The 12961-nt window shown below is 42.1% G+C and carries 9 protein-coding genes; all 9 read left to right on the top strand.

The window, feature by feature from the left end; all coding sequences use genetic code 11:
- The first annotated feature begins 263 nt into the window (after nt 1-263).
- Nucleotides 264-2066, top strand: coding sequence for a beta-galactosidase family protein (locus GSQ84_RS20520; RefSeq protein ID WP_158799210.1), 1803 nt, complete (start codon nt 264-266; stop codon nt 2064-2066).
- Between the two features lie 253 nt (nt 2067-2319).
- Nucleotides 2320-3582, top strand: a complete 1263-nt coding sequence (locus GSQ84_RS20515; RefSeq protein WP_158799209.1) for an imelysin family protein — start codon at nt 2320-2322, stop codon at nt 3580-3582.
- A 173-nt stretch (nt 3583-3755) separates the two neighbouring features.
- The gene (locus GSQ84_RS20510; protein ID WP_158799208.1) at nt 3756-5216 is read left to right on the top strand and encodes a di-heme oxidoredictase family protein; all 1461 of its coding nucleotides are present in this window, start codon (nt 3756-3758) and stop codon (nt 5214-5216) included.
- A gap of 10 nt (nt 5217-5226) precedes the next feature.
- Nucleotides 5227-6339 carry an imelysin family protein gene (locus GSQ84_RS20505; protein ID WP_158799207.1) on the top strand — a complete coding sequence of 371 codons (1113 nt, stop codon included), beginning with the start codon at nt 5227-5229 and terminating at the stop codon, nt 6337-6339.
- Nucleotides 6317-7681, top strand: coding sequence for an HTTM domain-containing protein (locus tag GSQ84_RS20500; protein WP_158799206.1), 1365 nt, complete (start codon nt 6317-6319; stop codon nt 7679-7681). The genes GSQ84_RS20505 and GSQ84_RS20500 overlap by 23 nt, the downstream gene beginning before the upstream one ends.
- Before the next feature lie 4 nt (nt 7682-7685).
- Nucleotides 7686-10091: a TonB-dependent receptor domain-containing protein gene (locus tag GSQ84_RS20495; RefSeq protein WP_158799205.1), complete on the top strand. Its 2406-nt coding sequence runs from the start codon at nt 7686-7688 to the stop codon at nt 10089-10091.
- A gap of 124 nt (nt 10092-10215) precedes the next feature.
- On the top strand, nt 10216-11121 hold the full coding sequence (locus GSQ84_RS20490) for a DUF6268 family outer membrane beta-barrel protein (protein WP_158799204.1): 906 nt from the start codon (nt 10216-10218) through the stop codon (nt 11119-11121).
- Nucleotides 11122-11135: 14 nt separating this feature from the next.
- Nucleotides 11136-12149, top strand: a complete 1014-nt coding sequence (locus tag GSQ84_RS20485; protein WP_158799203.1) for a sensor histidine kinase — start codon at nt 11136-11138, stop codon at nt 12147-12149.
- On the top strand, nt 12146-12910 hold the full coding sequence (locus GSQ84_RS20480; protein WP_158799202.1) for a LytTR family DNA-binding domain-containing protein: 765 nt from the start codon (nt 12146-12148) through the stop codon (nt 12908-12910). The genes GSQ84_RS20485 and GSQ84_RS20480 overlap by 4 nt, the downstream gene beginning before the upstream one ends.
- Nucleotides 12911-12961 lie beyond the last annotated feature (51 nt).

Here is a 12961-nt window from a genome sequence, read left to right as displayed (position 1 = left end):
AGTACTATAGATAAAGACGATCATCCTGGAAAAACATTTTAAAATTTTTATCAGGATATAATTTTAACCGATGACTGATCCTTTATAATTGCGACAGGAGGTTCCCTGCTTCCCTAACTCCCGCAATTTTTCATGAAATGAATATTTAACCTAAATAAAATACCAAATATTTAAAGAATTATCCTTAATTATGCAAATAAAATAAGAAAATTTGCAATTTTAAACCGATTTAGCAAATATTCTGCAATTATCTATATGTAATCATGAAATATTTCTACACCTTACTTGTATTTGTCCTTTTCACGGGGCTCGTAAATGCCCAGCAAAAACACATTTTTTCCTTTGCCAAAAGCGATTTTGTAATGGATGGCAAGCCATTCCAGATCATTAGCGGTGAAATGCACCCCGCAAGGATTCCGAAAATGTACTGGCGCCACCGTATTCAGATGGCTAAAGCCATGGGATGTAATACAATTGCAGCGTATGTATTCTGGAATTATATTGAAGAAAAAGAAGGTGTTTTTGATTTCGAGTCAGAGAATAGAAATATTGCCGAGTTTGTAAAGATCTGCCAGGAAGAAGGTATGTGGGTACTATTCCGCCCGGGCCCCTATGTTTGCGGTGAATGGGATTTTGGTGGCTTCCCGCCCTATCTCTTAAAAATACCTGATATCAGGTTAAGATGTTTAGACCCACGTTATATGGCTGCTGTAACCCGCTATGTGACCGCGGTTTCTAACCAGATTAAACCATTGTTATGCACCAATGGAGGACCAATTCTTATGGTCCAGGTAGAAAACGAATACGGGAGCTATGGTAATGACAAAGATTATATTAAAGCTTTACATCAGCTTTGGGTAGACAACGGAATCAACGTACCATTTTATACTGCTGATGGCCCTACCCCTTTTATGCTGGAGGCTGGTGCAGTAGACGGCGCTGCTATAGGCCTGGACAGCGGTACAAGTGATGCAGACTTTGCAAATGCAACAAAACAAAATCCCGGGGTACCGGCTTTCAGTTCAGAAACTTATCCGGGATGGCTTACGCACTGGAAAGAAAAATATCAGAAACCAGATCAGGCAGACATTATTAAACAAGTAACCTATTTACTTGAACACAAACGGTCATTTAATTTATACGTGGTTCATGGCGGCACTAACTTTGGCTTTTATGCCGGTGCCAATGCCTTTACACCTACTCAATTCCAGCCGGATATTACCAGTTATGATTATGATGCACCTATCAATGAGCGCGGAGAAGCTACCCCTAAGTATTATGCTTTGCGTGATCTGATTGTTAAGTATACACACCAGAAATTGCCGAAAGTACCTAAACCAACAGCAGTTACCGAGGTTCCATCTTTTACCATGCAGCCTTTTACAAGTATCTGGAATACACTGCCGGCAGCCATCAAATCGCCGCAGGTTAAAACAATGGAAAGCATGGGACAGTATAGCGGCTTTATTGTATACCGTACCAAACTGATTGGCCGCAAAAGTGGCGAACTTACGATTACCGAACCGCATGATTATGCATTAGTATTGTTAAATGGTAAATTGGTTGATTCCGTTTATCGCGATGGCGGCAAGTGGACCATCAAACTGCCAGAGAGCAATGTAAAAGATCCTGTGCTGGAAATTCTGGTGGAGAACATGGGGCATATTAATTTTGCCCAATATTTAATTGACCGCAAAGGAATTACCGACAGGGTTACCCTGGAAGGAATGACCCTGTTCAACTGGGAAATATTTAATCTGCCAATGGATGACAGTTATGTAAGTGCACTTAAATCGAGTCCCCAGGGCGATTTACATGATGGCGTGTTTTTTAAAGGAAGTTTTGAAGTAAAAGCTGCAGCAGATACTTATCTGGATCTGAGCAAATTTAAAAAAGGAGTTATTTGGGTTAACGGGCATAATCTGGGAAGATATTGGAACACAGGCCCGCAGTTTCATTTGTATTGCCCTGCAAACTGGCTGAAGAAAGGTAAAAATGACGTAGTAATCTTTGATTTGCATCAAAAGGTTTCAGCTGATATTTCAGGGGTAAAAACACTGGAATAAAAATCAAATTTACCTCATCTAAAAAAGAGAGATACTAAAACAGTATCTCTCTTTTTTTTACATTTAATTTCACAATACGATATTTTTAATCCCTTTTTAATATGGATCAATGATGTTACATTAACAAAACAAGCTAATTTCAATATTAGGCATAGCTTAATTAGATTTATTACAGATTATATTTGGAACTGTTCTTAATAATGATTTCATTTGCGCCGTTGCTAAATCAACTTATATCCAAATTGTCATCAATATGAAAAAACACTTACTCCTCACCTTAGGAGCGGCGCTTTCATTTGCCGCCTGCAAAAAATCAGATACGCCGGGTAACACTGCTTTATCCACTGACCAGCAATCACAGATTGTAACAAACTATTCTAATATCTTAGAAGCAGGTTATCAAGATTCTTACACTACAGCACTGGCTTTGCAAGTTAAAGTTAATGCATTGATTGCTAATCCTTCAGCGCAGGCTTTAACAGATGCGCAAAATGCATGGCTTGCTGCCCGCGAACCGTATATGCAAACGGAGATGGGACGTTTTTATGGTGGTCCAATTGACGGTGATAGTGGTGATGGGTTGTTAAATTCATGGCCGCTGGATGAAGGTTACATTGATTACCTGGCAGGAGATTCACATGGTTATACAGCTTATCCAACTCCAAATTTCACCTTCGGTATTATCAATATGCCAACTACTTATCCAACCATCGATGAGAATCTGCTGATCGCCAATAATCAGCCGGATGGCGGAACTACCAATGCCAATGGCGACAATGTGGAAGTATCTTCAGGTTATCATGCCATTGAGTTTTTATTATGGGGACAGGATGATACCCCTGCTATCAATAAAATTCCAGGACAGCGCTCTTATAAAGATTACCTTACTACTGCTGCCGCTACTGCTCCAAATGGCGCACGCAGGGCACAATACCTGCAGATTGTTACCCAATTGGTGGTAGACAATTTAAAAACTATGGTGGACGCATGGGCACCTAATGCAACCAATTACCGCAAAACATTCCAGGCTGCACCAGCAACAGCTATTGCTAATATGTTTAACGGCATAGGCCGTTTGGCAAAAGGCGAAATGGCAGGTGAAAGAATGGGTGTTCCTTTAGCCCTTCATGCACAGGAACAAGAACATTCGTGCTTTAGTGACAATACGCACCGCGATCTTTATTTGGATATGCAGGGTATCGTTAATGCTTATAATGGAAAATACACTACCATCAGCGGCACCGTAATTAGTGGCCTGGGATTGAGTGATTATGTGAAAAGCCTTAATCCAGCTGATGATACCAAAATGAAAACCTTGCTGACCAATGCGCAAACAAGTTTACAGGGTATCGAAACCAATAAACCGTTTGACTACCTGATTGATGGCAGTAATGCAGCAGGTAACCTGATTGTACAAAAAGGGGTTACTGATGTTAGTGCCGTTGCAGATTGGGTATCGCAGATTGCGCATGATCTGAATTTGACAAACGTAAACATACCAACTGAAAACGACTAACCAGGTCAGGGACGATTTCCCGGTTCTGAAGAATTTACAGATTAAGTTGCTTTAAAGAATACTAAAGCAACTTGATCTTTTGTGATATATATACTTATAGCTTTTTTATGGTTTCAGGCCGGCAAACCTTGTCCATTATTAGAGCTCTTTTCAACAACCTGAATAAAAATTTGATGTCTGTAAAATCGTATTATAGAAAGCCAATTGTAATGGGTGTAATCAGCTTATTCGTTGTGCTGACCATCTATTTGGAGAGTTGCTCCAAACAGGAGGCTACACCCGCCAGCAGTGATGCAACGCAACTAACCAATGAAGAGTTGCAGGGGGGTGTGAATGGAACGATTAACCTCTCCACCAGCGCTGCCTTTGCACAGCCTATACCGCCAATGCTCACTGCAGATGTGATTAATTTTAAAGTTGGCCGTTCCTTTTTTCATACCAATTGGGTAACCGCGCCCGCATCTACACAAGCAGTAGATGGTTTAGGACCTGTATTTAATACCAGTTCCTGTAACAGCTGCCACGTAGAAGATGGCCGTGGCCGTACCCCTTTTTCTGGTTCAGAACAGCTTACTTCTCTTTTAATGCGCATCAGCAGCCCCGGACAGGACCCGCATGGCGGACCAAATCCAGACCCAGACCTGGGATTACAATTCAGGAATAACTCAATTTTACAGGCTACGCCTGATGGTGAGGTCTATGTGACTTATACTGATCAGGTAGTAACTTATCCCGATGGCTCTACCGTTACTTTAAGGGTACCAGCTTATCAGTTCAAGAACCTGAGAAACGGGCATGCCGTAAATTTTATGTCTTCTCCCCGCATAGCACCGCAGTTAGTGGGCATGGGGCTTTTACAGGCTATCCCTGAAGCAACCTTACTTGCTGGTATTGACGCCAATGACAGCAATCATGATGGCATTACAGGAAAGGCAAATTACGTCTGGAGTGTAGAAAAACAACAAATGGTAATGGGACGTTTTGGCTGGAAGGCAAACGAACCGGATATCCGCCAGCAGGTTGCAGGTGCATTGAGCGCTGATGTAGGGATTACCACGCCTATTTATCCTAATCCTAGTTTATATGGCATAGAACTAACTTTATTCGGCTCCCTGATTAATGGAAGTAATGTGGCAGGGGAAGCCGAGTTACCTGAACCCTTTTTTACCAATACCGTTTTTTATACCGAAGCACTGGCTGTACCGCAAAGAAGAAACTGGACGGATGCTACCATTGTACATGGCAAGGCGCTTTTTGCACAGGTATCCTGTGCTAAATGTCACAACCCTCAATTTAAAACCGGCACTTTCGCCGATGTGCCACTCTTGTCTAATCAGACCATCCATCCTTATACCGATCTACTCTTACATGACATGGGTACCGATCTGGCCGATGGACGTACAGATTACCTTGCATCGGGCAGTGAATGGCGCACGCCTCCTCTTTGGGGCATTGGCCTGGTTAGCCTAGTGAATAATAATAATGGAATGTTCCTTATGCACGATGGTCGCGCCCGTACCATTGAGGAAGCTATTTTATGGCACGGCGGCGAAGCTGCCAATTCAAAACAAGCTTTTACTAAGTTATCAAAAGCCGACCGCGACGCCTTAATCAAATTTGTAAACGACCTTTAATCCTGATATAATGTACATCAATAAAAAAATAATGGCCGCATCTGTGGCAGCTGTGGTATTCGCAGCAGCAGCTTGTTCTAAAAGCACTGATTCCAGTAAATCATCATCTTCGTTATTCGGCAGTTATGACCAGGGTACTATGCTTACTAATGTAGGCAGCACCGTATTACTGGCTGGTATCAACAATTTTTCTACCGGCGCAGCGGCGGATGTAAGTGCCATCAGCGCATTTACAGCGAACCCTAATACCACTACTTTAACCGCTGCCCAGAATGCCTGGATAGCTCTGGCGTTAAACTGGGGAACAGTAGCTCCTTTTAACTTCGGCCCGCTGAATGACAACCTGATATCTGCAACTGTAGATACCTGGCCTGCCAATCCTGCGAAAATAGAAACGGCTATCACCGCCCAGTCTACGGCTTCCAGTGTTGGTGCCGATACAAAGGGACTGAAAGGACTGGAGTATTTGTTGTTCGATAAAACAGGTAATGCCGCCGTGGTGGCAAAATATACTGGTACAGGTGCTGCCAACAGGATCACTTTTTTAAATTCTGTAGCACAGGACCTGGCATCGCAGGCTACTAACCTGCAAAAACAATGGACAGGCGGTTACCTCAATACTTTTGAGAATGCAAAAGGAAATGATGTAAGCAGTTCAGTGAGCCAGGTAGTCAATACGATTTCACTTTACCTTGACGAAGTAAAAAACATGAAGGTAGGAAACCCGATTGGGATGGGCGTAAAAGTAAACGACAACCAGCCACACCCTGACCAGATTGAATACACCATCGCTGAAGAATCACTGCCGGTGATGAAAGCCAATGTACTGGCCATGAAAGCTGCATTTGACGGCGGTTCGGGACAGGGTTTGGATGACCTGCTCAATTATGTGAAAGCACAGAAGAACGGGCAGAACCTCTCAACCGTGGTAGACAGCCAGTTTGATGATGTGATCACAAAAATGAATTTAATCAATTCCCCTTACGCTACAGCTGTAGGCAGTCAGAAACAACAGGTGCAGGATGTATTCGCTTCACTGAAAGTACTAATTGCTTACTTCAAAGTTGATATAGCTAACAACCTGGGCGTTACCATTACATTTGCAGATACCGACGGTGATTAAATCTGGTTTTTTCCATCAATTGTTCAACAAGTTATACGAACCTGTAGATGCTGCTTCACTGGCATTTTTCAGGATCGTATTTGGCAGCGTTATGCTGTTTAGCCAGCTGCGGTTTTTGTATAATGGATGGGTGTATTTACTCTATATTAAACCCAAGTTCTTTTTTAAGTACTATGGTTTTCATTGGATACCGGTACTGCCGGGGAACTGGATTTACGCACCCTGGATAGCGATGGTCATTTGCCTGGTGCTGATTATCCTGGGTAAGTACTACCGTGCAGCTATAACTGCGTTTTTTGTGCTGTTCTCATATACCGAATTATTGGATTTGACCAATTTCCTGAATCATTATTACCTGATCACGCTGTTGTCGTTCATCATGATCTTTCTACCGATGAATGCATCTTTCAGCCTGGATGCCAAACGCTGGCAACAACCGGTTATGGTTCCGCGATGGACGCTTGGTGTATTACGTTTACAGGTAGGAATGGTTTATTTTTTCGCCGGTTTATCCAAGATAAAATATGACTGGCTGATCAGTGCCGAGCCGATGAAAATATGGCTCGGTGCCTGCCAGAGTATTCCTGTTGTGGGTAAATGGCTGGCCATGCCTATTACCGCATACCTGTTTAGCTGGATAGGAATGCTGTTTGACCTGACCGCGGTTTTCTTTTTATTGAATAAAAAGACACGCCCTTATGAGTACATCGTGATTGTTTTGTTTCATGTGATCACGTTATGGCTTTTTTACATCGGTATTTTTCCGCTGGTGATGATGGGCGCAGCGCTGGTGTTTTTCTCTCCGGAATTTCATCGCCGTGTTTTAACAACGTATTGCTCTTTTCTCTCTGAAAGCAGTACAGCCAGCCCTGGTATATTTTTCTTTTCAACAAATAAATATATCTATACCTGCTGTTTCGGGGTATTTTTTTTATGGCAGTTGGTTATGCCCCTGAGGTATTTGTTCTATAAAGGGGATGTATTGTGGACCGAACAGGGCTACCGTTATGCCTGGAATGTAATGCTGATAGAAAAAGACGGTTATGTAGAGTTTTATGTGGAGGACAAATCTACCGGAGAAAGATTTATTGAATACCCTAAAAAATACCTGAGCCCGCTGCAGGAGAGAATGATGAGTACACAGCCGGATATGATTTTACAATACGCATCTTTTCTGGCCGACAAATACCGGATTAAGTTGAAACATCCGGTAGCCGTGTATGCAGATGCTTATGTATCGCTGAATCACAGACCGGGCCAGACTTATATTGATCCAAAAGTTGACCTATCGAAAGAACAGGATAGCTTCTTACCAAAAAATTGGATATTACCCAAAAACTAAATAGATGATTAAAAGATTTACTTTTTTACTTTTTGCTTTGATCTTTTCCCTGGGCGCTTATGCCCAGCAGGTAAACGTTTCCGGGATGGTAAAAGACCAGGTAACGAATACCGGGATTCCTTATGCCACCCTGATTTTCACCAAAACCGCCAGCTGTACCAGTGACAGCCTCGGACATTTTTCTTACCGGCTCGCCGCAGGGAAATACACGATAACGATTAAAGCTGCAGCTTATGGCAGTAAAACGTTTGAATGGAAGGTAGAGGCCGGTAACAGCGAAAAGGTTTTTGAGCTGCCTACGGATGTACGCCAGTTAGGCACAGTGAATATTAAAGGGGTGCAACAGCATCTTTCTGATGTACAGTTGCAAATCCAGACCGCCGGTACCAGCATTTATGCCGGAAAAAAGAATGAACTGATAGATATGAATACTTTATCTGCCAATACTGCGATTAACAGTACGCGGCAGATTTATGCCAAAATACCTGGCGTAAACATTATAGAGAATGATGAAGCAGGTGTATCACTGAGCATTGCCACCCGCGGACTAAACCCTAACCGTACCACAGAGTTTAATTCGAGGCAAAATGGTTATGATATCAGTGCCGATCCAATTGGTTATCCGGAAAACTACTATACCCCTCCCACCGATGCACTGGACGGCATAGAAATTATCCGCGGGGCAGCATCCCTTCAATACGGTACCCAGTTTGCCGGCCTGCTGAATTTTAAATTAAAGCAGGGCCCTACAGATAAACCTATTGATGTGGTGAGCAAACAAACCGTAGGCAGTTATGGCTTTTTTAATTCCTTTAACAGCATTGGCGGTCAGGATAAAAAGTTAAACTATTATGCTTTTTACGATTTTAAACGTGGCGACGGCTGGCGTGATAATACAGGCTTTAATGTACACAACGCATTCATCTCTTTAAAATATGCGCTTACGCCAAAGCTAACCCTGGGCTTTGATTATACTTTTATGTATTACCAGATGCAGCAGCCTGGAGGACTTACTGACGAGGAGTTTAAAGCCAATCCAAGGCAGTCGCTACGCGACAGGAACTGGTTTGCCGCGACATGGAATATCCCGGCGTTAACACTGAATTACGCCATTGATACCAGCAACCTGCTAACTGTAAAAGTGTATTCCCTGATTGCGGACCGGAAAAATGTGGGCAACCTGAGTCCTATCAATTTTATTGATAACCCATCCATACCCCGTACGGTGATGAATGATGATTACCGTAATTATTATATGGAAGCAAGGTATATCCACCATTATGCACTGATTAACAATATACAATCTTCTTTTTTAGCGGGTGTGCGTGCTTACCACGGCGATACGCACCGTACACAGGGTTATAATTACACCGGATCGGATGCTGATTTTACCATGAGGGATAATAACGACCGCCAGATTGATTACCGTTTCCCTTCTTATAACGTGGCTGCATTTGCAGAAAACGTTTTTAAGTTAACGGATAAGTTCTCTGTCATCCCGGGGGCCAGGCTGGAATACATTCAGACCAACGCCAAAGGTTATACCATTCCTGATACCACAATGAATGCTAAAACCCTGGGTAACGAATCACATACCCGTAAGTTTGCACTGTTAGGGTTAGGACTGGATTATAAAGTAAGTCGTAAAACAGATTTATACGCCAACTTCTCCCAAAACTACAGTCCGGTTTCTTTCACGGATATCATCATCTTACAGCCCAATATGAAGGTAGATCCCAACCTGAAAGATGTAAAAGGTTATAATTTTGACCTGGGTTACCGCGGACAGATTAAAAACATAGTGAGTTTTGATGTCAGCGGGTTTTATCTGTTGTATAAAAACAGGATCGGTACTTTGCAGCAGAGCGATGGTGGCAATGCTGTATATCTGTATGAAACCAATATCAGCAATTCCCGCAGCGTGGGTGCCGAAACCTATGCAGAGATCAATCTGTTGCATTTGTTACCACAGTTTCAATACAGTGAATATAAGTTGGCCCTCTTTGGTTCAGTTTCCTATACCAATGCCAGTTATATTGACGTACCATCCGACCGTAAACAGTTTGAAGGCAAAAAGGTAGAGTATGCTGCCCCATGGATTGACCGTTATGGAATAGATTTTTTGTATAAACATATCAGCGGCAGCCTGCAGTATTCTTATACTGATGCAGAGTTTTCTGATGCCACCAATGCCAAGGCTTCCACTGATGGAAATACAGGTATCATTCCCGCCTATCATGTAATGGATGTTACCGCCGCCTACACGTTAAAAAGATGGAAACTATCATTTTCGGTTAACAACCTAACCAATGAGATGTATTTTACCAGGCGCACCACCGGTTTTCCCGGCCCGGGCATCATCCCTTCTGAAGGCAGATCGTTTTATACCACCCTCCAATTTCATTTGTAACTCATTAAATGCCATCAGTATAAATTGCTGATGGCATTTGAACAGTTCATAGGGCAATATGTCCTTTTCACCTTTCTTTTTTCTATGCTTCTTTTTTAGCTGCTGATCTTGCAAATAAAAAAAGATGATGATTAAACTATCGATAGTAACAATTTTTATTGCCATCAGCAGTTATTGTTACGCACAGGATATTCCATTAGCAGGTGCACAATTCAGGTACGATTTGCCTACTCAAATCAAAGGCCAGCCAAGTGGCACCAAAGCCGCGGTTACCGAGCAAAATTATTTTGTCAGCTTTCCATTATTTTCAACTCCTAAAACAAGTTTAAGCACTACTGCAAGATATAGTTTGATGAGTCCCTCTATGCAAAGCGGAGATGTGGCGCCTTCGGATATTTTCGACCACACTTACCAGACACTCTCCATGCGCTTTAATTTGTCGCATAAATTGAATGACCAATGGAACATACAACTGGCGGTTGCCCCAACGCTGAGTTCAGACTTTTCAGAGGGCTTATCAGGTAAGGATATCATTGTGCTCACACAGGTTGTTGCCCGTAAAAGGGTAAGTAGCGATTTCTCGTATGGAATAGGCCTGGGTTATGGAACCAACTTTGGGAAAAAGATGCTCCTGCCAGCTTTACAGCTTGATTATCATGCTAATCAATTTAATGTAGTGGCTTTCCTTCCTTCCAATCTTGCGGTTTATTACAGTACAGCTTCCAATAATCTCCACCTGGGTGGTGCCCTCCATATTGCAGGAGGTTATTATCACATACCGGATGAAGTAGACCAGAATAAAACTATTAACAGGGTAGGTTACAGAAATATAACGATCGGGCCATCCGTTGTCATAAAGATAGCAGGGCCGCTGTATCTTAACCTGGATGGCGGCTATGATTTGTCAAGGAAATTTGCAACTTATAGTGACAATAAAGTATATGATGATTTCACTCCGGCAAAAGGTATGTTTATCCAGGCTGGTATTTCACTTGTGCCCTCACGGATCAAAAGAAAAAAGAATAATTAGCCTATATTTATCCTATGCTTAAGGACTATCAAACCAAAACCGGGATCTATTTTTCCCTATTTGTTGCCCTGATGGGCTGTATCCCCAAGCTGATTTCATTGGATGCAGAAAACTTTCATTCCATCACTGCAACAGTGACCTATGTGTTCTTTAGCCTGTTAATTTGCTGGTATATTCATCAGACTATCCTCAATTACCAGTTTAAAGGAGCCACTATCCACCAATCCAGGTTAAGATTTTTCAGCATTCTTGTGGGTATATTTGTGGTGATCCTGATCAGTTTGTTATATAAGGAAATCTACGGGCTGTATTTTTTTAACGGGAAGATCCTTACAAATGAACAAATGTTGCTGAGTACCTTATTCAGATCTACTGCTATCAGTTCCTTCTGTTTTTTTGCGGTTTTTTACCTGAACACCTATCTGATGCTGCAAACTTCCAGACTGGAGAACGAGTACCTGAAACAAGAACAATTACGGGCACAACTTATTTTGCTGAAGCAGCAGCTCAGTCCGCATTTTCTTTTCAACTCGCTGAGCACCCTAAGGACCATTGCACCCAACCAGGAAACAAAAAACTATGTGACGCAGCTGGCCAATGTTTACCGCTACCTGCTCACTTCTCACGACCAGCAAAAGATTACCCTTAAAGAAGAGGTAGAATTTACCAGGTCGTACCTCTACATTTTACAGGAGCGATTTGAAGAGGCTTTACAAATTACCATAAATATCAATGAAGAACTGTTGAATTATCGTATCCCCCCGGTCTCTTTACAGATACTGCTGGAAAATTCGATTAAACATAATATTATCTCGATGGATGATCCCTTACAGATCAGGATATATACAGATGATTTACAACAGCTGGTGGTAACCAATACCTTTCAGCCTAAAAAGTCTGTAGAAGACAGCAATGGAAAAGGTCTTCAAAACATTAACGAGCGTTATAAGTTGTTAGCGGGAAAAGAAATCAGCGTAATTAACAACAATGCTTTTTTTACCGTAACCTTACCCCTGCTTAAACCATGAACGTACTGATTATTGAAGATGAAATTAAAACAGCAAAAGAGCTCAAAAAGCTGATTGAAGGGATAGATGATGGCATCAGGGTATTAACTATTTTGTCGTCGGTCAAATCTGCGATTCAATGGTTTAAAGAACACCCTGCACCCGACCTGATATTTTCTGATATACAGCTTGCCGATGGGTTAAGCTTTGACATCTATCAGGAGGCAGCAGTTAAGGTGCCCGTGATCTTTTGTACGGCATTTGACGAATATGCGATCAGGGCATTTGAAGCCAATGGGATTGATTACCTACTCAAACCTATTGATGAAGACAAGCTTCATCAAAGCTTAGAGAAATACATGAATTTCAAGAAGTTATTTATTGTTCAACCAGACGACTATAACTTAAAGTTATCGAGTTTAGCCAGCCAGCTGGACCATAGTTTTAAACGTTCTATACTGATTCACTTCCGCGACCAGATCATTCCGGTTAAAACCGCAGGCATCCGTTTTGTGTATACTGCTAACGGGCTGGTGATGCTTACCGACGAACACGACCACCTGTATACAACACAATATACCATGGAACAGATGGAAGCGATGTTAGATCCCAGCCAGTTTTTCAGGGCTAACCGACAGTTCATTATCAACAGGGAGTTCATCCAGAATATCGAACATTATTTCAACCGTCGTTTAGTGGTAAAGGCAAAAGGCGAAACACCCGAAAAAATAATCATAGGCAAAGTAAAATACAGCGATTTTCTCAAATGGATGGAGTTTTAACATAAAACTCACCCTACTGTTTGGTTATGTTCACTGCCCAATTTGTCCAGC

It is taken from the genome of Pedobacter sp. L105, from assembly GCF_009765875.1.
Taxonomy (GTDB): domain Bacteria; phylum Bacteroidota; class Bacteroidia; order Sphingobacteriales; family Sphingobacteriaceae; genus Pedobacter.
The sequence above is the reverse complement of the archived record's forward strand: the minus strand, read 5'-3'. Positions and strand labels throughout refer to the sequence as shown.

What these genes read in the sequence shown, in the direction of transcription:
- GSQ84_RS20495 (WP_158799205.1), top strand. Translation starts at nt 7,686, where the DNA reads ATGATTAAAAGATTTACTTTTTTACTTTTTGCTTTGATCTTTTCCCTG.
- GSQ84_RS20505 (WP_158799207.1), top strand. Translation starts at nt 5,227, where the DNA reads ATGTACATCAATAAAAAAATAATGGCCGCATCTGTGGCAGCTGTGGTA.
- GSQ84_RS20515 (WP_158799209.1), top strand. Translation starts at nt 2,320, where the DNA reads ATGAAAAAACACTTACTCCTCACCTTAGGAGCGGCGCTTTCATTTGCC.
- GSQ84_RS20490 (WP_158799204.1), top strand. Translation starts at nt 10,216, where the DNA reads ATGATGATTAAACTATCGATAGTAACAATTTTTATTGCCATCAGCAGT.
- GSQ84_RS20485 (WP_158799203.1), top strand. Translation starts at nt 11,136, where the DNA reads ATGCTTAAGGACTATCAAACCAAAACCGGGATCTATTTTTCCCTATTT.
- GSQ84_RS20480 (WP_158799202.1), top strand. Translation starts at nt 12,146, where the DNA reads ATGAACGTACTGATTATTGAAGATGAAATTAAAACAGCAAAAGAGCTC.
- GSQ84_RS20510 (WP_158799208.1), top strand. Translation starts at nt 3,756, where the DNA reads ATGTCTGTAAAATCGTATTATAGAAAGCCAATTGTAATGGGTGTAATC.
- GSQ84_RS20520 (WP_158799210.1), top strand. Translation starts at nt 264, where the DNA reads ATGAAATATTTCTACACCTTACTTGTATTTGTCCTTTTCACGGGGCTC.